General features: G+C 60.7%; 19 protein-coding genes. 3 read left to right on the top strand and 16 right to left on the bottom strand.

Annotated elements, in window-relative coordinates; genetic code table 11:
- The first annotated feature begins 55 nt into the window (after nt 1-55).
- Both FEZ59_RS22350 and FEZ59_RS22345 read left to right on the top strand, forming a co-directional pair.
- On the top strand, nt 56-1,309 hold the full coding sequence (locus FEZ59_RS22350; protein ID WP_019747413.1) for a pyridoxal phosphate-dependent aminotransferase: 1,254 nt from the start codon (nt 56-58) through the stop codon (nt 1,307-1,309).
- 488 nt (nt 1,310-1,797) lie between these two features.
- On the top strand, nt 1,798-3,060 hold the full coding sequence (locus FEZ59_RS22345; RefSeq protein ID WP_019747414.1) for a YibE/F family protein: 1,263 nt from the start codon (nt 1,798-1,800) through the stop codon (nt 3,058-3,060).
- A gap of 9 nt (nt 3,061-3,069) precedes the next feature.
- Here FEZ59_RS22345 and FEZ59_RS22340 read toward each other — a convergent pair whose 3' ends face one another.
- On the bottom strand, nt 3,070-4,746 hold the full coding sequence (locus tag FEZ59_RS22340) for an Hsp70 family protein (protein WP_242459913.1): 1,677 nt from the start codon (nt 4,744-4,746) through the stop codon (nt 3,070-3,072).
- Nucleotides 4,747-4,895: 149 nt separating this feature from the next.
- Nucleotides 4,896-6,215 carry a UDP-glucose/GDP-mannose dehydrogenase family protein gene (locus FEZ59_RS22335; protein WP_080910172.1) on the bottom strand — a complete coding sequence of 440 codons (1,320 nt, stop codon included), beginning with the start codon at nt 6,213-6,215 and terminating at the stop codon, nt 4,896-4,898.
- 108 nt (nt 6,216-6,323) lie between these two features.
- Here FEZ59_RS22335 and FEZ59_RS22330 point away from each other — a divergent pair, with 108 nt between their 5' ends.
- Nucleotides 6,324-6,848, top strand: coding sequence for a protein tyrosine phosphatase (locus tag FEZ59_RS22330; RefSeq protein WP_069146129.1), 525 nt, complete (start codon nt 6,324-6,326; stop codon nt 6,846-6,848).
- On the opposite strand, the gene FEZ59_RS22325 is transcribed toward FEZ59_RS22330, so the two are convergent.
- The 14 genes from FEZ59_RS22325 to FEZ59_RS22260 form a co-directional block, all read right to left on the bottom strand.
- A complete protein-coding gene (locus FEZ59_RS22325; protein ID WP_172933234.1) occupies nt 6,820-8,244 on the bottom strand; it encodes a polysaccharide biosynthesis tyrosine autokinase in 1,425 nt (474 codons plus the stop codon). The genes FEZ59_RS22330 and FEZ59_RS22325 overlap by 29 nt on opposite strands.
- Nucleotides 8,245-8,374: 130 nt before the next feature.
- Complete coding sequence (locus FEZ59_RS22320) at nt 8,375-9,700, bottom strand: UDP-glucose/GDP-mannose dehydrogenase family protein (protein ID WP_172933233.1); 1,326 nt, start codon at nt 9,698-9,700, stop codon at nt 8,375-8,377.
- Between the two features lie 53 nt (nt 9,701-9,753).
- Nucleotides 9,754-10,722, bottom strand: a complete 969-nt coding sequence (locus FEZ59_RS22315; RefSeq protein ID WP_020906580.1) for a GDP-L-fucose synthase — start codon at nt 10,720-10,722, stop codon at nt 9,754-9,756.
- A complete protein-coding gene (gmd, locus tag FEZ59_RS22310; protein WP_019747421.1) occupies nt 10,719-11,750 on the bottom strand; it encodes a GDP-mannose 4,6-dehydratase in 1,032 nt (343 codons plus the stop codon). Before gmd ends, FEZ59_RS22315 begins: the two co-directional genes overlap by 4 nt.
- A 97-nt stretch (nt 11,751-11,847) precedes the next feature.
- On the bottom strand, nt 11,848-12,645 hold the full coding sequence (locus FEZ59_RS22305) for a WecB/TagA/CpsF family glycosyltransferase (RefSeq protein ID WP_172933232.1): 798 nt from the start codon (nt 12,643-12,645) through the stop codon (nt 11,848-11,850).
- A gap of 5 nt (nt 12,646-12,650) precedes the next feature.
- The gene (locus tag FEZ59_RS22300) at nt 12,651-13,817 is read right to left on the bottom strand and encodes a glycosyltransferase family 4 protein (RefSeq protein ID WP_042951023.1); all 1,167 of its coding nucleotides are present in this window, start codon (nt 13,815-13,817) and stop codon (nt 12,651-12,653) included.
- A complete protein-coding gene (locus FEZ59_RS22295; RefSeq protein WP_042951022.1) occupies nt 13,814-14,710 on the bottom strand; it encodes a glycosyltransferase in 897 nt (298 codons plus the stop codon). Before FEZ59_RS22295 ends, FEZ59_RS22300 begins: the two co-directional genes overlap by 4 nt.
- Entirely contained in the window at nt 14,707-15,918 is a 1,212-nt protein-coding gene (locus FEZ59_RS22290) for a hypothetical protein (RefSeq protein WP_172933231.1), read from the bottom strand. Before FEZ59_RS22290 ends, FEZ59_RS22295 begins: the two co-directional genes overlap by 4 nt.
- On the bottom strand, nt 15,915-17,126 hold the full coding sequence (locus FEZ59_RS22285; protein ID WP_021333834.1) for a glycosyltransferase family 4 protein: 1,212 nt from the start codon (nt 17,124-17,126) through the stop codon (nt 15,915-15,917). Before FEZ59_RS22285 ends, FEZ59_RS22290 begins: the two co-directional genes overlap by 4 nt.
- A gap of 1 nt (nt 17,127) precedes the next feature.
- A complete protein-coding gene (locus FEZ59_RS22280) occupies nt 17,128-18,438 on the bottom strand; it encodes an O-antigen ligase family protein (protein ID WP_019747427.1) in 1,311 nt (436 codons plus the stop codon).
- Complete coding sequence (locus FEZ59_RS22275) at nt 18,425-19,948, bottom strand: sugar transferase (RefSeq protein WP_060939111.1); 1,524 nt, start codon at nt 19,946-19,948, stop codon at nt 18,425-18,427. The genes FEZ59_RS22280 and FEZ59_RS22275 overlap by 14 nt, the downstream gene beginning before the upstream one ends.
- An 834-nt stretch (nt 19,949-20,782) precedes the next feature.
- Entirely contained in the window at nt 20,783-21,151 is a 369-nt protein-coding gene (locus FEZ59_RS22270; RefSeq protein WP_346343249.1) for a GNAT family N-acetyltransferase, read from the bottom strand.
- A gap of 418 nt (nt 21,152-21,569) precedes the next feature.
- Nucleotides 21,570-23,015 carry a polysaccharide biosynthesis tyrosine autokinase gene (locus FEZ59_RS22265; RefSeq protein WP_019747429.1) on the bottom strand — a complete coding sequence of 482 codons (1,446 nt, stop codon included), beginning with the start codon at nt 23,013-23,015 and terminating at the stop codon, nt 21,570-21,572.
- 682 nt (nt 23,016-23,697) lie between these two features.
- Nucleotides 23,698-25,023 carry a UDP-glucose/GDP-mannose dehydrogenase family protein gene (locus tag FEZ59_RS22260; protein WP_172933230.1) on the bottom strand — a complete coding sequence of 442 codons (1,326 nt, stop codon included), beginning with the start codon at nt 25,021-25,023 and terminating at the stop codon, nt 23,698-23,700.
- Between the last annotated feature and the right edge of the window lie 52 nt (nt 25,024-25,075).

The raw sequence follows: 25,075 nt of genomic DNA, 5'->3' as shown, positions 1-25,075 counted from the left end.
TCGCGCGACACGGTCCCCGACAATGCACTTGCACAGTGGTGGAATCATGTAACTCGTGAGCACACCAGAACCCGTCCGCCATCGTCAGCCGCAGCGCGAGCTGGAGCAGTCGTCGAAGCTCCAGAACGTCCTGTACGAAATCCGTGGGCCGGTGCACGCGCATGCCGCCCGGTTGGAGGCGGAAGGACACCGGATCCTCAAGCTCAACATCGGCAACCCGGCACCGTTCGGATTCGATGCTCCCGATGTGATCATGCGCGACATGATCGCCGCCCTGCCCTATGCGCAGGGCTATTCGGAGTCGAAGGGAATTCTGTCGGCGCGGCGCGCAATCGTGACGCGTTACGAGCTGGTTCCCGGCTTCCCCGAGCTCGACGTCGACAACATCTACCTCGGTAACGGTGTTTCCGAGCTGATCACGATGACCATGCAGGCCCTCCTCAACAACGGGGACGAGGTTCTGATCCCAGCGCCGGACTACCCGCTGTGGACTGCGATGACGAGCCTGTCCGGAGGCACGCCCGTCCACTATCTCTGCGACGAGGCCAACGACTGGAATCCCGATATCGCCGATATCGAATCCAAGATCACCGACAAGACCAAGGCTCTCCTCGTCATCAACCCGAACAACCCCACGGGTGCGGTGTACTCCATGGAGGTTCTGCAGCAGTTGGTCGATCTGGCACGCAAGCATCAGCTTCTGCTGCTCGCCGACGAGATCTACGACAAGATCCTCTACGACGACGCAAAGCACATCTCGCTGGCAACGCTTGCCCCTGATCTGCTGTGCCTGACGTTCAACGGCCTCTCGAAGGCCTACCGCGTCGCCGGCTACCGCTCCGGCTGGGTGGCGATCACGGGCCCGAAGGATCACGCCGCCGGCTTCCTCGAGGGACTCGACCTCTTGGCGTCGACCCGCCTGTGCCCCAACGTCCCCGGACAGCACGCCATTCAGGTCGCCCTCGGCGGACACCAGAGCATCGAAGACCTGATCCTGCCCGGCGGTCGCCTGCTCGAGCAGCGCGACGTCGCGTGGGAGCGATTGAACATGATTCCGGGTGTTTCGTGTGTGAAACCCCGCGGTGCGCTCTACGCGTTCCCTCGTCTGGATCCGAACGTCTACGAGATCCACGACGACGAGAAGTTGGTTCAGGACCTGCTTCTCCAGGAGAAGATCCTGATGGTTCAAGGCACCGGGTTCAACTGGCCGAACCACGATCACCTTCGGATCGTCACCCTTCCGTGGGCCCGGGATCTCGCCGTGGCCATCGAGCGATTCGGCAACTTCCTCACCAGTTACAAGCAGTGATTTCGGCCCGTCGAATCGGGCAAAATCAGGTAAACAATTCGTTGTACAAATACCCCGTAAACGTAAAAGTGCGGGGTATTTGTGAGACCTTCGTCACAACATTCGCATACCAGGCGGTTTGATTGACACTTTAACTATTTAGTGACCTGCCCTGATGCGAAAACGGTCCAACCGGTACGTGATTCGTCGTGAAATTGGTAGTTGGACAACGCGCCAAACCCGATTGAAATTGGGTACATTGGTTATCAGCACTTCGGTGCCGCGAGCACCTGGTATCCCTCCCCCCCCTGTGGATACCAGGTTGGTGGCGGGGACAACCCCCCCTGTTCCCCGCCACCCAGCTCGACCAATCCCAGTTTCGCCTCTTTCCCGGAAATCACCTGTGCCGACGCTGTCGTCGATCGACACTATCCGCAGAAGCTGACCATTCGCTTCGGAGCCGATAACATTGCACCGGTGCAAATCCCCAGTCCGACACTCAGTTTCCGATGAGTCACGGCCACGGCCACGGTGGCCCCATTCAGATCGGCCCCACCGCATCACGCGTCGTCATAGGCTTGCTCGTCGTCATCGGCATGGTTGTCGTCGCGGCAGCTATCGCGCTGTGGCCGGACAAGAACACCATTCCCGTCCCGCTCCCCTTTCAGAATGCCGACGGCAGTTCGGTGGAGACCGAGGCGGGCACCGTCACGATGCAGGATCTCGGCGACTGCGGAAGTTCCTCCGCCGGAAGGGTATTCGTCGGTGCACCGCAACCGCCACCCACCTCCGCCTATCAGTGCCAGCGCAGTATCGTCGATATCGAGTCCGGGCCGAATGCCGGAACGAAGACACTCCTCGAGATCATCCCGGGTGCCGGACAACCGGATCTACGGGTCGGTGACCACATTCGCCTGGTGCGTCAGACCGACCCGAACGGAAACACGCAGTACTCCTTCGAAGACTATTCGCGTGGACTCCCACTGGCGCTGATCGTCATCGCGTTTGCCGTCGTCATCATCGCCGTTGCGCGGTGGCGCGGACTGCGCGCACTCGTCGGTCTGGTGATCGCCTTCGGCGTCGTCGTCGGGTTTCTCCTGCCCGCATTGCTCGACGGTAAGCCTGCGATACCGGTTGCACTGGTCGCCGGCGCGGTGATCTTGTACGCGGTTCTCTATCTGGCGCACGGTGTCTCACTCAAGACCAGTTCGGCTTTGCTCGGCACCCTTGCCGCGATGGTGCTCGCTGCCGTTCTCTCCTACCTCTGTATCGAACTGACGCACCTCACCGGACTGTCCGAAGAGCAGAACACCAATGTGCAGACCTACATCGAGCACATCGACATCACGGGCCTGCTGCTGGCGGGCTTCATCATCGGATCGCTCGGTGTTCTCAACGACGTCACCATCACCCAGGCATCTTCGGCGTTCGAGTTGGCCGAACTCGACAAGCACGCACCCCGCCGAAAGGTGTTCAGCGGGGCGATGCGGGTCGGACGCGATCACATCGCCAGCACGGTCTACACCTTGGTTCTCGCGTACGCCGGCGGGGCGTTGCCACTGCTTCTGCTTTTCAGCGTCAGCGGTCGCCCTCTTCAGGACGTCCTGGTCGGTGACGCTGTAGCGATCGAAATCGTACGGTCCGCGGTCGGCGGGATTGCTCTGGCGCTATCTGTTCCGCTCACTACTGCTATCGCCGTGATTCTGGCTCGCCCACCCGGTAGTGCGGTCAAGGCCGGCCCCACGTCAGGCGGCCGACACTCCAAACGCTGAAAGCGAGCCTCAGAGTCCGGGAATCGGTGGGAGAACCGGTAACAGAATCGGCGGAAGCCCCGGAATGTAGATCGCGGGCGGTGGCGGCGCGGGAGCGGGCGCGGGCGGCACGTAAGTGTCCTGCACGACTGGCGGAGCCTCGACGACCGGAGGGGCTTCCTCCGTCGTCGTCGGGGGCGGGGTCGTTGTGGTCGTAGGCGGCGGGGTAGTCGTGGTCGTCGGCGGCGGCGTAGTCACCTCGGTTGCCACAGGTCCGGCATCCTCGGAATCGAAGACCTTTCCTCCGTAGCCCAATCCCAACCCCACGATCACGATCGCCGCGATCACACCGGCGCCGAGGCCAGCGAACCGTAGCGGGTTTCTCGGCTCTTTGGATGTCGATTCGACGGGTTGTGTCCCGGCGAGCCAGGACGGGTGTGCGGTTCCTGCCCCGGGTGCCTCGCCTTCGTACATCGCCGAGTACGCCTGGGCGTCAACCATCACAGCCTCGGTGTCGGCGTCATGTTCTGTGCCGAATCCGTCCGTGGCCTGGTCGCTGTCGGCGACCGCGAGATCTGCGGCCGGATCGAATCGTTGCTCGTGTCGGTTCGGTCGCGGCTGAGGCAGTTCCGCCGCGTAAGGGCTCGGCACCTGTTCCTGCGGAACGGACTTCGTGCCGGAAGCGGCTTCGGACAAGGCATTCGGCCGCTCCGATTCCGCGAGCGTTGCCACCCCTCCGTGGCTGAACGCCTGAACCGGAACGGGTACCTCCGCCGGGGTGTGGATCGGATACGGCGCAAAGATCGGCGCTACAGCCGGAACCTGAACCGGGGCAGATACCGCGCGCGCCGATGGCGTCATCGACGACTCCGCGATCAGCGCAGCGCCTTGCGCAGTCACGAGTTCCGGCTGCTCGGGCGCGATGAGGGGGCACTCCAGCCACGCGGCGAGGGTCGCCCGCACGATCGGAATGCGTGCACCGCCACCGATCAGGAGAATCGCGTCGGGGTTACGGCCGGACGTTGCGATGACCTCTCGAATCTCGCGTGCGAAGGCCTCCACCGACGTGACGACCAACGAATCGAAAACTTCCCGCGACAGCAGGAGAAGCCCGCCGGGCCCGGGCAGGCACACCGCACTTCGTGAGGACAGCTGTTCCTTCGCGAGTCGGCATCGCGCCTGCAGTTCGGCATCGCCACCCGGGTCGGCCGGCGTAGCTATACGGCGACGCACGGTCTGATCCGAGTAGACGAGCTCGTCGAAGTGATCTCCGCTGACCCGCGTCGACCGGGCGGTGACGACGGTAGACCGCATCTGCCTGTCCACAATGCTGATCGTCGATCCAGAACTACCGATGTCGACGACGACGAGTGTGCTCTGGTCGGTCAGCGCACCGGACACCTCGAGCATTCGAAGCGTCGCGACTACTTCGGGAACCAGCTCGAAGTTGTCGATGCCTTTCTGTTCGAACGCTGTTTGGAGTGCTCCGGCCTGCGCTTGATCCCGGTAGGCGACGACCGTATTGCTGCCGAGATCGGCATTCTCGGTCAAGGCCACGCCGGTTGCCTCCGCTGCGACTTCCTCCGGAATCTCACGACCGCGATCGACCGCTCTGGATCGGAACACCGGACCACTGTGGTCGGGCGTCCCCGGGCGCGCCAAACGCACAGCGCTGGCTCCCACCGTCACACCCAAAACCAAGTTCATGATCCACCTTCGTCGACCGGCGACGGGTTCCGTCAGCAGACCCCGTCATTCCCCGGCCGGAAGTCTACCCACTGGGCATGGTCTGCGAGGTTCGCGCATCTCACCTAAGGCCTTCTCGCAGCTATTTTTTCGCAACCTGGACGGTCGACCTACCGCCCCAATCCGCGGTAGTTCCAACCGGCGCCGCGCCACAGGTCCGGATCGAGGCAATTTCTGGCGTCAACGATCACCCGCCGCCGAACGAGTGGTTCCAAATCGCCGGGCACGAGTGAGGCGAACTCGTCCCATTCCGTGGCGATCAAGACCACATCAGCATTTCTGCAAGCTTCTGACGTGGAGGTTGCATAGTGAAGGGTGGGAAACAGTCGGCGAGAATTGTCCATGGCCTTCGGATCGAAAACGGTGACCGCTGCCCCGTGCAACTGCATCATTCCTGCAACGTTGAGCGCAGGCGAATCGCGCACATCGTCGGATTCGGGCTTGAACGCGGCCCCCAGAACCGAGACGTTAGCTCCCAGCAAACTGCCATCGCAGGCTGCCGTCACCAGTTCCACAGCTTTTGTGCGTCGTCGCATGTTGATGCTGTCTACCTCGCGGAGGAAGTACAGGGCCTGGTCGACACCCAATTCCCCGGCGCGTGCCATGAACGCCCGAATGTCCTTCGGCAGGCAACCACCGCCGAACCCCAAGCCCGCATTGAGGAACCGTCTACCGATCCGAGCGTCGTACCCGAGAGCGTCGGCCAACATCGTGACGTCGGCGCCGGTCGCCTCGCACACCTCCGCAATCGCATTGATGAAGGACACCTTGGTCGCGAGAAACGCGTTCGCAGATCCCTTGACCAACTCGGACGTCGCCAGATCGGTCACGAGGAACGGCACCCCCGCGCCCAGTATCTCGGCATACACCTCGCGAAGAACGCCTTCGGCGTTTCCCGGCCGGTCACGATCGATCCCCAGAACCAACCGGTCAGGGCTCAAGGTATCCGCGATCGCGTGTCCTTCACGCAGGAACTCCGGATTCCAGGCCACCTCTACCGAGCCACCCGCCGGCGAATTCGCTCGGAGTCGCTCGCCGAGCGCCGCTGCCGTGCCTACCGGCACCGTCGACTTCCCGACTATCAGCGAAGGCTTTCGCAACAACGGCGCCAACATGTCGATCACCGAATGAACATGACTGAGATCTGCGGCGTACTCCCCCTTCTTCTGGGGCGTCCCCACACCGACAAAATGGATGTCGGCAAAATCCGCGGCATCGGCGTAGGAAGTCGTGAACTGCAGCCGACCCGACGCCAGATTCTTCTCGAGCATGTCGGTCAGACCCGGCTCGAAGAACGGGACCTCCCCACGAGACAACTTGTCGACCTTGGACTGGTCGATGTCGACTCCCAGCACGTCGTGACCAAGTTCGGCCATACACACTGCGTGGGTCGCCCCCAGGTATCCCGTTCCGAACACGGTCATCTTCATGTGTAGTTGGTATGCGTCCGAACTTTCCGAAACGCGTACGCCAGGTGGGCGCGAAACCAACATCGGGCGTACGACGAGTGCGTCGCGCGTGCAACCTATGCTTCTGCCATGCACGTTCTCTTCGTTTGTACGGGAAACATCTGCCGATCACCCACTGGCGAACGCCTTGCACGTGCTTATGCCGCCGAAGCCGGAGTTTCCGGATTCACCGCGTCGAGTGCCGGAACCCGGGCGATGGTCGGACACCCGATCGAGCCGACTGCTGCGAGGGTTCTCGCGGGGCTCGGCGGCGACCCCACGGAGTTTCAAGCCCGACGCATGACAACAGCGCTGGCCTCGGACGCCGACCTCATTCTCACGATGACCGAAAGTCAGCGAGACAAAGTCCTGGCGATGGCTCCGGCGCGGCTCAAGCGCACGTTCACACTTCGAGAAGCCGCACGGTTGGGCTCGCTCGCAGATGCACGAACTGTCGAGGACCTCGCCGCCGCCAGACCCCGATTTCGTGCCGCCGAACCCGAGGACGTCATGGATCCGATGGGTAAGGAAGAGAACGTGTTTCACGAGATCGGACTTGAGATCGCCGATCTCCTCGGCCCGCTGCTCAGCCGACTTCGCTTCGGTGAGCGCTGAGAGCGGGCACCGCGGTCAACTGCGGTAGCGACTTGTCCGACTCGTAGTAGTAGCTGTACTCGTACGCATTGCGTCCGCGAGACGGCGTCATCGTGATGACAGTGCCCAGGACGTGTGCACCCACACTCTGTAGGTTTCCGACCGCGCGCGCCAGTTGATCGCGCTTCGTGGAGCCGTGTCGGGCGATCACCAGGGCACCGTCCGACATCGCGGCCAGGACCGCGGCATCCGTGACGGGTAGCAACGGCGAGGCGTCGATGATGACGTAGTCGTATCGCGCCCGCAGTTCATCGAGAACATGTTTGGCCGTGTCCGTGCCGAGTAGTTCGCTCGGGTTCGGCGGGATCGGTCCGGAGGCGAGCACTGTCAGCCCGTCGAATTCGGTCGGCTGAAGCACATCGTCCAGCGTCGCTTGACCGGAGAGCACCGAACTGACGCCGACGCTTCCGATCAACCCCAGATACTTCGACACTCGCGGCTTCCGGAGGTCGCCTTCCATCAGGCACACTGACTTACCGGCCTCCGCCAAGACAAGAGCGATGTTCACGGCGGTCGTCGTCTTACCCTCGGAGGGAAGCGAACTCGTGACGACGATGACACGCGGTGGATGATCCACCTCGAGGAACTGAAGGTTGGTGCGCAATTCACGGAAGGCTTCGGCACTCACGGAATTTCCGTCACTGAAAGTGATCGCATGGTTGACTTCGACGACTTTGTCGAACGGGATCGTGCCCACCATCGCCACACCCGCAATCTCTTCCACCGTTCGACGATCCTTCACCGTGTTGTCGAGTCGATCGCGAATCAACGCAAGCGCGATTCCCGACACCAGTCCCACCACTGCTCCGAGAGCGAGATTGCGCGAAGTCTTGGGCGAAACGGGAACAGACGGCTCTTGGGCCTGTTGCTCGACGACCACACGTGCAGGCGGCGTTCCGCCGTTCTCGGGTGTCTCCAGTTCCTTTGCCAGTGCGACGAATTCGGACGACAGAGTATTTGCGATCTCTCGCGCGAGCTCCGGTGAAGGATCCTTGACTCCGAGGTCGATCAACACAGTGTCGGGCGCCGACGTCGCAGTGACCTTGGAGGCCAACTCTTCAGCCGACATCCCGCCGACCACCCTCGGTCCCAGTTCGTCGATCGTCCGCTGCGCAAGTGTCCGGCCGGTCAGGAGTTTTGTATAGGACAGAACTCGCTGCTGTGAAAGTTGACTGCCCTGCAGTGCCTCGTTGACCGAGGTACCCGCCGACGTCGAAACGAACAGCCTCGTCGAGGCCTGGTAAACGGGCGTCGAAAGAAGAGAAGCGCAAAGGGCTCCCAGGATTCCGAGCACGGTTACAGCAGCGACTATTCGCCATCTGGCTTGCAATATCTTCAGGTAGTCGACAATTTCCATCTTGATGTCTCCTTCGGCTCACGCATGTCCACTGCGGGTCTGAGCGGTCTTTGCCGGTCAGACCGCGAGGGCGAACCGGGCTTTCTCAATTTCGATATCGATCAGCTGCGACGGACGAAACGTCCTGTGCTCACGGGCGTCCCAGTCCGCGGTAGTTCCAACCTGCGCCTCGCCACTCGTCGGGGGAAAGGCAATTGCGCCCGTCGACGATCACCTTCTTGCGAACGACTGCATCGAGATCGGACGGCTGCAACTTCAAAAATTCGGGCCACTCGGTCAACACCAGGACGACATCGGCGCCTTCGCACGCCTCCAACGCATTTGCCGAATAGGTCAACGTCGGGAACAGCGCGCGCGAATTGTCCATGGCCTTCGGGTCGTACACGTTCACTGCTGCGCCTTGAAGCTGAATCTGACCCGCGACGTTGAGCGCCGGCGAATCACGAACGTCGTCCGAGTCCGGTTTGAACGCGGCACCCAGAACTGCGACTCTCGCACCGAGAAGCGATCCGCATGCCTCCCGCGCCAGTTCGACCATGCGTGTCCGTCTGCGCATGTTGATGTTGTCGACTTCGCGTAGGAACGTCAGTGCTTGGTCGGCACCGAGTTCACCGGCGCGAGCCATGAAGGCACGGATGTCCTTGGGTAGGCAACCGCCGCCGAAACCAATTCCCGCGTTGAGGAATCGACGTCCGATCCGAACGTCGTACCCGATCGCGTCGGCGAGCACTGTGACGTCGGCGCCAGCAGCCTCGCACACTTCGGAAATCGCGTTGATGAACGAGATCTTCGTGGCCAGGAATGCATTCGCTGACGCTTTGACCAACTCGGCCGTAGCGAGGTCCGTGACGAGAAAGGGAATTCCCTCATCGAGGAGGTCTGCATAAACCTCGCGCGCAGCGGATTCCGCGCGACCGTGTCCACCGCGGTCGACCCCGAGCACCAGACGATCTGGATGCAATGTGTCCTGGACGGCAAACCCCTCGCGCAGAAACTCGGGATTCCATGCGACTTCGACGCCGTCACCAACCGGTGCCAGTTCCCGCGCGCGCTTACCGAGCCGTTCCGCGGTTCCCACCGGCACCGTGGACTTCCCGAAGATGACCGCGGGTTTGGTGAGCAGCGGTGCCAGAGTTTCGATCACGGCATCCACGTAACCCATGTCAGCGGCGAACTCACCCTTCTTCTGCGGCGTACCGACCCCGAGGAAGAACACGTCCGAAAATTCAGCGGCTTCCTCGTAAGACGACGTGAACTTCAGCCTTCCCCGATCGATGTTTCGTCGTAGGACCTCGCCCAAACCTGGCTCGTAGAAAGGAACTTCCCCTGCTGCCAGCTTCTCCAGCTTGGCCGCGTCGACATCCACTCCGAGGACCTCGTGACCGAGTTCGGCCATACACGCCGCGTGTGTCGCGCCCAGGTATCCCGTGCCGAAAACTGCTATGCGAGTGCTCATGTTGCTCGATCTGCTTTCTCGACAGTGTGTGAAGTGTTGATGGGATGGGTAATTCAGGTGCGTACGGCACCGATGTTGTCTCGGTACCACGAGACCGTCGACGCGATTCCCTCGCGCAATCCGATTGTCGGCCGCCATCCGAGTTCACGAATCATGCTCACGTCCAAGAGTTTCTGCATTGTTCCGTCAGGCTTCGAGGTGTCCCACCGCGTCTCGCCGGTGTATCCGACCTCGTCGGCGACCATCGAAGCGATCTCACGAATTGTGTGGTCCTCGCCGGTTCCCACGTTGACGTGCGATGCACCGTCGTAGTTGTCGAGCAGATGCAGACACGCCGACGCCAGATCGTCGACATGCAGAAATTCACGTCGAGGATTGCCACTCCCCCAGTTGACAACCAACGGCACTGCGGATGACTGCGCCTCGTCGTAACGCCGAACGAGGGCGGGAAGTACATGCGATCCGCGCGGCGAGAAATTGTCGCCCGGACCGTACAGGTTGGTGGGCATCGCCGAGATCCACGATCGACCATGCTGCCGCCTGGCAGCTTGAACATGGAGTATTCCCGCAATCTTTGCTATTGCATAGGCGTCGTTGGTCGGCTCGAGATGCCCGGTGAGCAGGTATTCCTCCTTGATCGGCTGCGGCGCCAATTTCGGGTAGATGCACGATGATCCGAGGAACAGGAGACGCTCGACGCCGTGTGCAAGGGCAGCGTCGAGCACGTTCACCTGGATACGGAGATTCTCCGACAGGAAGTCGACGAGGAACGTGCTGTTCGCCGCAATCCCACCAACTTTTGCTGCTGCAAGGATCACGTTGGTCGGCTTTTCGCGGGCGAAAAAATCGAAAACAGCTTCCCGGTCACGCAGATCGAGTTCGGCGGAGGTCTGTCCGAGCAACCGGGAGAAGCCGGCAGATTCCAATTTTCGCCACACCGAAGAGCCGACCAGACCTCGGTGTCCAGCCACGTAGAACGGTGCGCCTCGATCGAGTGGCCGCGCTGCGAATGAATCACTCATCGCGTCGCCAACCAGTCGGGAAGTGCCGGAGTGTCGATCCACGGGCGCCCTTCATGTTCGAGCGCTTCGATGTCTGCCTCGACCATGATCCGGGCCAGTTCGGGTGTGTGCACGCCGGCCTTCCAACCGAGTTTGCGCTCGGCATGGCTCGGATCCCCGATCAGTGCGTCCACCTCGGTCGGCCGAAGATACCGTTCGTCGAATCGAACGTGGTTCTCCCAGTTCAGACCTGCGTGTTCGAAAGCGACTGTGAGGAAGTCGCGCACCGAGTAGTTGCCACCGGTGGCCAGCACAAAATCCTCAGGCTCGTCGACCTGCAGCATGCGCCACATTCCCTCGACATACTCCGGCGCGTACCCCCAATCGCGTATCGCATCGAGATTACCCATGTACAGATGATCCTCGATCCCGGCCTTGATACGTGCGACTGCCCGCGTGATCTTGCGCGTCACGAACGTCTCACCGCGCCTGGGGGACTCGTGATTGAACAGAATTCCGTTCACCGCGAAGATTCCGTACGCCTCACGGTAGTTCTTGGTGATCCAGTACGAGTACACCTTCGCCGCACCGTAGGGCGAGCGTGGATAGAACGGCGTCTCCTCGTTCTGCGGTGGTGGTGTGGCACCGAACATCTCAGAGCTCGACGCCTGGTAGAACCGGCAGTCGAGTCCGGCCATCCGAACCGCCTCCAGTAGTCGGATCGACCCGACACCTGTCGTGTTCCCCGTGTGTTCGGGTTCGTCGAAGCTGACTCTGACGTGAGACTGCGCAGCGAGGTTGTATACCTCGTCCGGTTTGATCTGCGCGAGCAGCGTCACCAGGCGCGCTCCGTCACTGAGGTCACCGTAGTGAAGGAAAAGCCGTGCATCCGCATGGTGGGGGTCCACATAGATGTGGTTGATCCTCGAAGTATTGAACGTCGACGATCGACGGATCAGTCCGTGAACCTCGTAGCCTTTGGAGAGCAGCAACTCGGCGAGGTAAGAGCCGTCCTGTCCCGTGATTCCGGTAATCAGTGCGCGTTTCATCCTGCGTTCCTTCCGTTGCGGGACAGCCCGCCTGATAGTTGCGAAACCACGGTTGTGGTCCGTATTCCTCCGAATCGCCCGGCAGTCTTGATCTCGCTCATGTGCGTCCCCCCGAACGGCCGCGGAACTTTCGAATGTCACGCGATGCCAACCGAACGAATGTCGAGTTACCGAACAGGTAGCGCCGCCACAGACGTTTGGGTTCCGATGCAAGTCGATACAGCCACTCGAAACCCGAGTTCTGGACGAAAGATGGTGCCTCCGAAACAGTTCCGGCCAAGAAGTCGAAGGCCGCGCCGACACCGACGGCCACGTAGTCGGTTCGATCCGCTATCGCCTTCGTGACAAAATCCTGCTTCGGAGCTCCCAAGCCGACCCACACGATGTCCGGGGCCGACGGACCGACCTTCGTGATGATGTCATCGACGAACTCCTTGCTGAACGCGGCAAACGGCGGGGCATAAGTGCCAGCCACCTCGATGCCCGGGTATAACTCCTCGACTCGATCCGTCAAGAGGCTCAACGTCTCTTCTGTCGTGCCGACAAAGTGGTGACGGAGGCCGTAGCGGCGCCCCTTGTCCAGGGTGGCCTCGAAGAACGACGGACCCCGGACTGGTCGAACACCGACGTGATCGGAAGCGGTGCCGCCGATCAGGCGCATCACCCAGTTGACCGGGGTTCCGTCTGCGAAGTTCACACCGGGACCCTTCAAAACCGCTGAGTAGTCGCGATCGCTGTGCGCCGCCGACACGCAGTAGGAATTCGACAACCTCACGGAGACTCCGGTTCCCGCTCCCTCTCGTCTGTCGTTGACTACCCAATCGGTAGCTCCCTCGAGATTGGTCGCGGCAAACGGAATGCCACCCACCTCGATGACCTCGAACGGACTGCTCATCTGTCTCACCACTTCTTCGAGTTCGTTTGTTGACGTTCATTGCACTGGCCGTAACTGCGCGACAAGACCGATGTCAACCGAGATCGAGTCCAATCACGCTGCGGTTCAAAGAAAGAAAGTTCTGTCTCGACAACCGATCGAGCGATACGAGAGGCGAGAGTCGAGGCCGGAGCAACCGGGATCGCCACGGCGTTACTACCGGCCAGTGTCGGCACACCGCCGAGATCCAAACAGACCACCGGGAGGCCCACCGCAGCCGCTTCGGCCGCCACCCAGCCGCCCGAATCGTGCATGCTCGGGAAGAGCAGAACGGAGGAGGCCCCCATCTCGCCCACCACTTCCGATCTGTCGAGCCACCCGCGAAGCGTGACCTGACCGCGCCGATACGGAAGCGACTTCTCGATCCGCCCGCGGGCGGTTCCCTCCCCGACAAAGGTCATGGACCACTCGGCGCCCAAATGCTCGAGCGCGTCCAGAATCAGGTCGATTCCTTTGTACTGCAACAGTCTTCCTACGAACAAGAGCCTTCGTTTCGGCCGGGGTACCGCTTGCTTCTCGATTCCGTCGTAGTCCAGAACACAATTGGGTTGGATGACGACGTTGCGTGCCCGCGGTGCGCCACGCCCGCTGTCGGAGTTCATCGCGATGAAAGTGTCGACTCGTCCGGCCATGAAGACATGTGTCAGTGACCGAACGGCTTTCGTCGAGCAGGTTCGAACTGCCGTGGTTGCCAGATACCGCATACCGATGCGCTTGGCGAGCGGCATCGGCGGGTAGGTGTTGCCCCCGGCAGGCCCCCATACGAGTCGTGCGCCGCCGGCTCCACCGAACAGCACCGGTGGTGGCAGCCAGTCGGAGGCGAAAGTTGCATGGTGCAGGACGTCGAAGTTTGCCGCTTCACGCCGAACGAACAGTGAAGTGTGCCAGAGCCATCGGAGGTATCGACCGTACGATCCGGCTTCTTCCGCGGTCAAAGTCGCTATTCGCACGACACGAACTTCGCAACCGAGCTTTTCACACTCCGATTCCAATGCGGGAGCCTCACCGGAGCGAGTCACCACCGTGATCGACTCACACAGTTCGGAAGCCGCCGAGAGAAGCGCCCAACCCGCACCGGATTCACTCCCTTGATTCGGATCGCAGGCGTATGCCGTCATCAACAACCGTGTCATCGCGCTACCACCAGCCTCTGTGCGCGCGGCTTCCGAGAATCGCGGCGGCTGAATCGCTCTGAGAACCAACCGATGTTGCGTGCACCGTGGTCGAGAACCACGCGTTTGATCCGTGGACTGATCAGGGCAACGGGGATCAACGTCGCCGACGCGAGTACGAGCAGAGCGCGTTTGGCACTCTGAGCCGTCAACAGTGGCAGGTCGAGCTGTCCCTGACAGACCGCGAGGATTCGTCCGTTGTTGACATACCGGGCGAAGAGCCAGGAGTCCCGACGCCGATCCTCGTCGACGGGTTCGTACGCAAGCGCCTCGTCGCACCACAACAACCGGACACCGCCGGCGCTCATCCTGAGCGTGAACTCGGTGTCCTCGCCGCCAGGTAGATCCCAGTCGTCACTGAAGTTCAAGCCGTTCAAAGTCTTCAGGTCCAACAACAGATTTCCAGCGCCTGCAGACGCAACCGGGGTGCCGGTCGAATGGCGAACGCGAGTGTGCAATGGAAGTTCTGAGGCAGGCAGACCCGCCGGAATCACAGGACCGGCCACAGCACCTGCGTCGAAATCTGCGGCGCAGGTGAGGAGATTCGACAGCCAGTCGACATCGACGTACTCGTCGTCGTCGACGAAGACGATGTAACGACGATCTCGTGCACGGGCGAGATCGACCAGCGCACGTCGCGCCGGAGATACCCCGCCAAATCCGAGATGCAGTCGTTCGATCCCGTCGGCAACATACGTCGGTGTGGTGGATTCCGGATCATTGTCGCCTACTACGACCTGGGCGGAGACACCGGAAGCCTGGATCGATGCCCGGACGCTGTCGATGCACACAGCCAGTTCCGATTCGCGACGGAAGGTCAGAATCGCCACTATGACGCCGCTGGGATTCTTCATGAGAGGTCAACTTTCGGTCGGGCGCCACGGTTCATCGAGACCAGGAGTGCGACGCTCGCGCTGACGCACGCCGACGCGGCCAATGCTCCTGCGACGTGCACGGCGCTGTCGGTCAGTCCTGCCCCGAGAACGATCAGAAACTGTAGAGGCAACAGCAAGGCTCGAAATCTGTTGAGGTTTCCCGTCTTGTCCACGACGCGGATCGACGTGCCGACTCCCAGCAGAATCCCGTTGAACGCCACCGCCAACCCGCACAGCAGAATGACCGGTATCAAGTTCGGAAAGTGCGGCCCGACCAGATGATCCATCAATCGCACTCCCGAGAGTCGAATCTCGAGCGTGAGACAGATCAGCGAAACGCAGATGATCGAAACCCAGAAGATCTGCAAGCCCACTCGGCGGCCGAGTGCCATGCACTCGCTCGGGCTCATCGCTTCGACACCACTGCCGAACTTACGCATCAGAATTGGCGAGATGCCCGCGAACATCAAGGACAGTGGACCGAGCAGTGTCTGGGCAGTTCTGATCTCACCGATCATCGATATCGACGCCACCACGGTGAGTATCAAGAACATCGCCTGCTGCGCAGCTGATCCCATCAATATCTCGATCGCAAACGGCACGGATCTATATCGGTGAGTGCGCGAGTAGCTGATCGACGGCACCGGCGGTACCAGACGCATGGATGCGTGACCGAGAGCGAGCGCGACGAAGACACCGACCGTATAGGTCACGAGTGCAAGTGTCAGATTCTCGACCAGGAAAGCTGCAATAAGGACGAACGAGAGTGTCACGATCTGTATCGACGCAGAGATCCAACTCGCTCCGTCGTGCATCAGCATCGTGCGTATCACGTCCAAAACCACGAAACCAGCTGCAGCCAAGGCGTATACCGTGAGATTCATCGAGTCCGAGCCGGCGATCAGGAACAGTGCCCACACCGATGTCACCGATACCGCCGCCAGCACGATCGTGGGTGCCAACGCCGGTCCACGCTCGTCGGACCCCGCCCCTCGCGACAGCCAGACGTCGACGCCGATCGCTCTCCCCAGTGCCAGTGCCAACAGACCCGCCGATTGAATCACGGCAACCTGGCCGACTTCGATCGGACCACCGAGTCGTGCCACCGAGGTGAGAACGACAAAAGTGAGGACGCTCGAAAGCCCTTGATCGGCCATGAATGTCACATGCCGAGTGCGATCGTTCACGATCTCACCTCGTTGATGAGCTCACGCATCGACGTCGCCGCTTTGCTCGATGTGAAGCGATTCGAGTAGTGACGATAAGCGGATCTGCGTATCGCCGATCGGTCGTCCGCTCCGAAGATTCGGTCGAGGGCCTCGCGTATCGACGACTCTTCCAAGGTATGGAGAGGCGTTCCGCCCGGTCCGACGATGTCCGCGAGTGCACCGCTGGTTGCGTAGATGACCGGGGTGCCAACCGACATCGACTCGATCGCAACCCGCCCGAACGGTTCTGCCCATTGAGACGGCACCACGGACGCCGCACTGTCGCGGAGTATCTCGATCACATCTTCGTGTGAAGTGAATCCGGCCAGCGTGACGTTGTCGAGAGCTGCGCTTATGCTGGAGATCTCGCCGTACTGCGGTCCGTCACCGAGAACTGTGAGCGAGGGACTTCCAGCGCCCTGCGGCCAGTTGCGCACCAAGTCCAGGACGCCCTTCTCCGGTGTCAGTCGGCTGACGCACACAACCGAATCAGTGCTCCGGAACTCGGGTTCATTTTCTTCGAATCCGAAGTTCGGACGAACCACGACGCGACCAGAATCGATCAGTCGTCCCTCGACCAGACGTGCTGTCATTGCGCTCGTTGCGACGAACCTGTGCTGCTTCCACCCCAAGACGCTCAGCTTGACCGCCGCAGCGCTCAGGTAGCAGACAAGGCTCTGCAGTCGGCTGTTTCCGTAGCATCCGTTGCGGACACAACTCGTGAAGTAATTGGTGGAACCGCATTCGGTGCACGTGCCATCTGCGCGCAACTTGGCTGACGGTGTGGCCAGGCGATAGTTCCGAACCGCCTGCAACGTAGGAATTGCGGCGGTTCGTGCGGCCACGAGCAACGAAGCCGAGAACGCCGGCCAGAGATTGTTCACGTAGACGATGTCCGGTCGCTCCGAACGAATGATGCGCAACGCATCGACGAGTACTCGAGGACTGAACACTGCGGTGACTGCCGCCCACGGTCCCCGGGAGATCTTGGAATTCTCGGTGGTGCACTGAACCGTCTCGTATCCGATCGACTCGAGGAGCTTGGATTCGTTCGCGAAGCTCTGCTCCTCACCACCCGGATTCCGATAGATCGCATGGAACATCAAGGCTTTCGGCGGCGTGGATCCACCGGCGGACGTCGGGTTCACTTCAGGCTTCGAACGCGCCACATCGAACGACTTGTACATCTCACTGACCTCCTCTTCGCTCCGGAGCGAACCCGTACGCACGACCCCTACGGATCGACAATTCGGCGTTGCCTGCACTGTGAGAGCGGTGCGTCGAGGGTCCGTACGGCGCCAGGAAGACCCATGCGATCAGCCACATGGCGCCGAAGAAGAGCGTCGACTCCGTCAAGTCCATCGAGAAGACGAGAACCATGATCGCGACGACGGCGATGTACTCCGTTCTGCTGCGAGCTCGCCCGAGCGCCGTGTTCAGAAGCAGGTAATAGCCGGCCAACAGCAGCAGGAATCCGATCCAACCGATCTGGAGACGAATGTCGAGCATTCCGTTGTGCGCGCTGGTCGCCGGAAAGGACAGCTTGGACCGGATCATCTGTCCGACAACGCTGTCAGGTGCCCAGACCGAGCCGAAGCCCCATCCGAGCAGGGGCCGCTGTTCGGCGTAGTACTCGGATACCGTCCAGAGATGCAGCCGGCCGGTCAACGTGACATCTCGCGAGAGTAGCGCTGCGACATCGGGTCCGAGCACCTTCATCGCGCCGGACACCCCGATGTACAGCCCGATGATCACCGTCGAGGCGAGGCGAGCGTTAGGTGTCCGTCGAAGGCACTTCAGAGCAAGCACTGTCGCCAGCGCAATCCCTGCAGCGACGAGACTGGTCTGGCTCCGGGCTTCGAACAACACGATGCCGGCGACAGCCAACGCCGCCACCCACGGAATACGCTTGACGTCGGGAAGCATGAGCATGACAGCAACAAGGACAACTTCGATCGCAGCCATTCGGCCCAAAGTATTCTTGTGCGTGAAGATTCCGCGATAGGCAACAGTGCGGGTGTCCACATCGATGCCGGTCGAAGGATCGAGGACCACGACCATCAGCGACAGCACGAGTAGTACCAGCAAGGTGACGGCCACAGTCCGCACTCGCACCGGGAAGGTCAACTCGCGGGCGACCATGATTCCCGTGATCGCCAGGCACACGATGACGATGCCGGCGACGACGGAGTTCCGGGGCAACGTCGACCAGTACCAGCTGGTTGCCGGAACGCCGGCCGCGATCAGAAGCGTGAAGACAGGCCAGGACGCGTTGCGTGAGTATCGCCGGTCGAGGAAGTAGACCAACGCGAGTGTCGCCGAGAGAACAGCCGAACCGTGTACGAGCAACGATCCGAGCGCTGTCTTCTGCGTGTAGGCCTGAAAGGCTCCGCTCGCGCCGATGACCGCGATCACCAATGCCGTTCGCAAGATCAGCGGATTGTTCGGTGCCTCATTTTCGCAAGGCGCCGGTGCCGCATTCTTGTCAGTAGGCGCCATCACTTCCCACCACCGCCTTGAGCGTCTTCGCGACGATCATGACGTCACCCATCATCGACCAGTTGTCGACGTAGGAAAGATCAAGGCGGACAGTGTCTTCCCACGACAGATCAGAACGTCCGCTGACTTGCCACAGACCGGTGACACCGGGCTTGACCAGTAGCCGGCGACTGACCGCACCGTCGTACATCTCGACCTCGCGCCGAAGCGGTGGCCGCGGTCCGACGACGCTCATCTCGCGCCGAAGAACATTGACGAACTGGGGCAACTCGTCGATCGAGTACCGACGCATGAAGCGACCGACCGTCGTCACACGCGGATCATCTCGCATCTTGAAAAGCACTCCGGCGCCTTCGTTCTCCTTCATCAGCGCCGTGACTTGAGAATCCGCATTCTGGACCATCGAGCGGAACTTGAGCATGGGGAACGGCTGCCCGTCCAACCCCATCCGCTCGGACTTGTACAGAACCGGCCCCTTGCTCGTGAGCTTGACTGCGATCGCAGCCGCCAGAAGCACCGGACTGATCACGGCGAGTACCACGGTCGAGAAGACGATGTCGAAGGTCGTCTTCGTGAACTTCTGCGCGCCGTGATAGCGCGGACGCTCGACATGGATCAGCGGAAATCCTGCGACCGGGCGCATCGACAGCCTCGGTCCGGACACATCCAGAATCCCTGGTGCAACAACAAGGTCCACATGATCGCGCTCGAGAGCCCAGGCCAACGTGCGCAGCCTTTCCGGTCCGAATCGCTCCGACGCCGTCACTGCCACCGTGTCGGCACCGACCTGTTCGATTGCGTCCGTGACACTGTGCTCATCTCCGAGCACCGGAATGTCCCGACCGTTCACTGTGACAACTTCGCCCACGTCTCCTCCGTAGCCAGGTACGCAGACTCCGACGACTCGGTATCCATGGGCATCGTCTCGCTCGAGGTTGCGTGCAAGATCGACAACCGCCCCTCGCACACCGACCACGAGTACGGCAGTTCGAAATTCACCTCGGGCTCGCTCACGAGCAATCACCCGTCGCCAGATCCAACGACTCGCGATCAAGGCGGTCAATCCCATCGGAAACGCCACGGCGAGGTACAGGCGCGCGATCTCCAGGTGAAGGAGAAGGCTGGCGATCGCAATCAGTCCGAACAGGCGGAGCGTTCCGACGGCGATCAATCGGTACTCTTCAGGGCCGCTTCCGATCACGCGAGGGGATCTGGTGCGAAATACTCTCAATACGGCGAACCAGCCGATAATCAGGGCGAAAGACAGTGCGGTGTAGCTGAAATGGCCGAATGCTTCACCGTCTACGACATCCGCGTCGCTACCGAATCGCCACCATTGAGCCAGAAACACAACTGCCGCAACAATGATCGTGTCGGTGATCGCCAGACGACGAAGATACGCAGATTGCCATTTCCTGCGTGCGGAAACTCCACCAGCCCTCTCCGGCGCTACTCGTCGGTGTTGTTGTGGCCGTTCTTTCGTGGGCGCGGCCATCTCGAGAACCGTCATGTGTTCAGAAACCTTTCCCCATGCACAAAATTCGGCCTGAAGCTGTTCGCCGGCCGAGGTCCATCGGACCGCCTTGCCGAATCCCGAAACTTCGACAGCGAAGCAACTGCTCCGCATTGCTGCGTTCAGTGCGAATGGTCGCATTACGTGCGCCTTGCAGTTAACCCGGCGACTGTTGTCAGGCCTCGGCCCAACTGTCGATTATTGCGGCATTGCCGCAGCTCACACCCCATGATTGAAGCAGAGTCCACTAACGACCCAAACACAGGACGATCGGCGATTTCTCATCGCCCGCTGACGTCGCCAGCCTCGATATTGTCAGGACTCACGTCTTGGCAATTTTTCGGCTAGCTGGTCAGTACCAGTGAGGAGTTTGCCACATTCCGGACAGTGTGGCAATAGCGCTTTCCGAACTTCTTCCGAACGCCAGCAGTGAGGTCAGTTATTCACCCTCTAAGCAGGAGGGTGCGAACATTCCTCACCATTACCATTGCGTACCTATAGTTTTCATTGACTTGGCCAATTGGACTCCGCGTTTGGACGGAAACCCGCACGCAGTTGGTAATCGCTCTGCAAACCATACTTTGAAGCGTTCAGCGTCGCCTCAAACCTGGACGATTGTCCGGCACTTGGCCTCTGGGCGCCTTACTTACGACTGGCCGGCAATGCGCGAACCTACGATCGGGCGACACCGAGAATTTAGACATGCGAAAGGAGGAGCCTGGACCGCCACTGACCGTCTATGCGGCGCAGAAAGATCTGCAGCACAATCCAATTCGAGAAGAGTGAATTGTGCAGCCGTTCGACTACAAAGCGGGGCGACCGCTACGACGGCTATGTCCATGGCAAGCATGCACGGCCATGGCAAGAGTGCGTGGCCGCGTATAGGTCAACTGACGCTCGACATGCTCGTTGGCGCCCAGTAGCGGATCGTGTCTCTCGAACAGCCGAGGTTGCGGTCGACTGATCAGCTGGGCGCACGCTCGCGAGTAGACCCCCGCAAACCTCGATGGCCTTGCGTGAACCCACGTTCATCTCGTTGCGGGCAATCAGGACTCGACCGAGGCCCACCGGTTGTGTGGCATACGTGAGCATCTCCTGCAGCGCCATCGACGCGATACCTTGCCGGCGTTCCGGCGGCCGGACTCCATAGCCGATATGACCACCGAAATCGGCCAACATCTCGTTCATGCTGTGCCGCATCTGGATAGCACCGAGATACCGGCCGCCGCGAGCGATCCACCAGTTGGTTGCCGGGACAATGTCGGGCCCCGTCCACGACTCTGGCTGCGCCAACAGCTACTGCACCCACTGCCTGAATCCAGCACGGGATGCCAAACCGAGATCTAGACGTTGCGCAACTCCAATCGCCGAACCGTGCTGGTCCGCCTGCGGTCAGCCACACTCGTCACACGACTCCAACAGGAAGCCCACAACGGCTCGTCAGGCGCAACCAGATCGAAAGCCGTAGCGGCACCGGTCAAGTAGGACAGGTCAGACCGCAGCGTCGCAGACTCAGAGGACCCGACTAAAGAATTGCGTCCGATTCACCACACGCAGAAGGGCCCTCGAGCATTGCTCGAGGGCCCTGTGAGGCGTCGGGATTTAACGTACGACCAGATCAGTTGACTGTCGACGTTACCCTTCGTTCGCCGACTGGATTGCTGTCCACGGAACCTCCCACGGCCACGTCAGCGACAACCGGATCGGAATCGTAGTAGTACTTGTACTCGTAGACACCACGACCGTTCAGCGGGGTCATCGTGATGACAGTGCCGAGAATTGTCGCGCCCACACTGTGGAGATTGCCGACCGCCCTGCTCAGCTGATCCCTCTTCGTCGAGCCGTGACGAGCAATCACGAGCGCACCGTCCGCCAGCGCTGAAAGCACTGCAGCATCCGTAACCGGAAGCAACGGCGAGGCGTCGATGATGACGTAGTCGAACCTTCTGCGGAGATCGGTAAAGACTGCATGGGCAGTGTCAGTCCCCAGCAGTTCGCTCGGGTTCGGGGGAATCGGACCTGAAGCAAGGACCGTCAGGTCAGCATTGCTCGTGACTTGAAGTACGTCGTCGAGATCTGCTTGCCCAGCCAAGACCGAGCTCAGACCGACGCTTCCGATAAGTCCAAGGTACTTCGAAACGCGAGGCTTACGGAGGTCACCTTCGACGAGACACACCTTCTTGCCTGCCTCGGCCAGCACGAGTGCGATGTTCACCGCAGTCGTGGTCTTTCCCTCGGAGGGAAGAGAACTCGTGACGACGATGACACTCGGTGGACGATCCACGGCCAGGAACTGCAGATTGGTTCGCAGTTCGCGGTACGCCTCGGCACTTGCGGAGTTGCCCTCGTGGAAGTTGATCGCTTGATGAACTTCACGTTCCTTGTCGAACGGAATTGTTCCCACCATCGCCGCGCCGGCGATGTCTTCGACCACCTTGCGCTCTTTGACGGTGTTGTCCAGGCGATCACGCACGACAGCCAATCCGATCCCCAGCAGAAGCCCGATCGCGGCACCGAGCGCCACGTTCCGCGAAGTCTTCGGCGACACCGGTTCCGCAGGAGTTTGTGCTCGCTGCTCGACAACGACGCGCGCCGGCGCTGTGCCACCATTCGCGGGCGTACCCAGATCTTTGACCATCACGACAAACTCGTCCGACAGCGCATTTGCGATTTCGCGTGCCAGTTCAGGCGACGCATCTTGCACGCTCAAATCGAGAAGTACAGTATCCGGCGCCGATGTGGCGGTCACCTTCGACGAGATCTCCGCCGCGGACAGCCCACCCAATCGATCTGACCCCACTGCATCGATTGTTCGCTGCGCGAGCGTCTCCCCAGTGAGGAGCTTGGCGTAGGAGGTGACCAACTGCTGTGAAAGCTGGTTGCCTTGGTAAGCCTCGTTCACGGTCGTTCCAGTGGAAGTCGACACGAACAGGCGCGTGGAAGCCTGGTAGACCGGTGTCGCAATCAACGAGGCACCCAAAGCGCCCAAGATCACAACCACGGTGACGACAACGACTATTTTCCACCGTGCCTGCAAGATCTTCAGGTAGTCCCGTACATCCATCGTCGAATCTCCTTCGGCTCGAGCACGTAGTACGTATTCGAGTAGTAATCGACAGCCGCTTGTCGAGCCGCTGCACTCAATCCAGGCTGAACGAGGCAGCCAATCTTTTTATCGCGCGTCCCTGCGTCACAGAGAGGTCGATCCCGAAACAGGCAGGGACAAGAAACCTTCGTGGCATCTCACGCATCTCAGTTCGTGGTCCACACTTGACGGCACGACTACATGTTGACGCAGCGGCGAACCTGCGACACGGACATCGGGTCCAGTTCTCTTCGTCAGCCTCATCGGCCGACACCGCCACCTGGAGTTCACTGCACATCGAAGAGAGCGGACGTAACGTGCAGCCAGGCTGAACTCTACTGTGTCGTGGTTCTTTTCACCACCGCAACGCAGCATCGAAACCCCTCGATTTCGCCAGCCGAATGTGCTGACCACGCGAAGATCACACACCCTCAGCCGGCCGTAGGACCAAAGTCCGCGAACATCCAACAACGCCCGCCGCCACCGGAAGCCGGTGCACACCAATCGAACAGGGCAAACACCACTCGCCCCGAAATCGACGGGCGGCGATCGAAGTTTCCACACCGGAACAGTTCATCTACTGACGGACCTTCGTCCCAGACACGCGGGCACTCCCCTCGACGCCGTGCAATAACCATCCCTCACTGATGGTTTCACCGATCTACGGCCTTCCAAGACCTCGATAGGTCCACCCTGCGTCGCGCCAGGTGCTCGGTTCCAGGCAGTTACGTCCGTCGATGATGACCTTCTTGCGGACGACCGCTTCGAGATCCGACGGCAACAACTTTCGAAACTCGGTCCACTCGGTCAGAACCAAGACGACATCAGCCCCTGCACACGCGTCAAGTGCACTCGAAGTGTAAGTGAGGGTGGGGAACAACGCCTTCGAGTTTCCCATGGCCTTCGGGTCATAGACATTGACGGCAGCGCCTTGGAGCTGAATCTGGCCGGCAACGTTCAGCGCAGGTGAGTCGCGCACATCGTCGGAGTCAGGCTTGAAGGCTGCACCGAGAACCGCCACATTGGCTCCGAGTAGAGAACCACACGCTTCTCGAGCCAGTTCGACCATCCGAGTACGACGACGCATGTTGATATTGTCGACTTCGCGTAGGAAAGTGAGTGCTTGATCTGCTCCCAGCTCACCCGCACGTGCCATGAAAGCACGGATGTCCTTAGGTAGGCAGCCACCACCGAAACCGATTCCGGCGTTGAGGAATCGCCTACCAATTCTCTCGTCGTGGCCGATGGCATCGGCAAGAACGGTCACATCCGCGCCCGACGCCTCGCACACCTCCGAGATCGCATTGATGAACGAGATCTTCGTCGCCAGAAATGCATTGGCTGACGCTTTGACCAACTCCGAAGTCGCAAGGTCGGTCACAACGAAGGGAATACCTTCGTTCAAGAGCTGCTCGTACACTTCACGCGCAACCGATTCCGCACGTCCGGGTCGATTACGGTCGACCCCGAGCACAAGCCGGTCCGGGTGAAGCGTGTCTTTCACCGCGTAGCCTTCCCGGAGAAATTCCGGGTTCCACGCCACCTCGACGTCTTGTCCGGCAGGCGCCAGTTCCCGTGCCCGCGAACCCAATCGCTCTGCTGTACCCACTGGCACAGTTGATTTCCCGAAAATGACGGTCGGCCTGGTCAAAAGGGGTGCAAGCGTCTCGATCACCGAATCGACAAAACGCATGTCGGCCGCGAACTCCCCCTTCTTCTGCGGCGTACCGACGCCGAGGAAATGGATGTCGGCGAACTCTGCGGCCTCCTCGTAGGAAGCCGTGAATCGAAGACGTCCCGCGGCTATGTTGCGGCGCAGCACTTCCTCGAGGCCCGGTTCGTAGAAGGGAACCTCCCCAGCTTCGAGCATAGCGAGCTTGTTCGGATCAACATCCACCCCGAGAACCTCGTGACCCAACTCGGCCATGCAAGCTGCATGTGTCGCCCCGAGGTAGCCGGTGCCGAATACCGCAATACGAGAAGTCATAACGATGTCTGCCTGTCGAAGTCGGGTTTACGTCGAATAATGCTGTAGTACT

The organism is Rhodococcus sp. MS13 (assembly GCF_013277835.1).
Lineage (GTDB): Bacteria > Actinomycetota > Actinomycetes > Mycobacteriales > Mycobacteriaceae > Rhodococcus_F > Rhodococcus_F erythropolis.
Note: the sequence above shows the minus strand (reverse complement) of the source record. Positions and strands in the feature narration are given on the sequence as shown.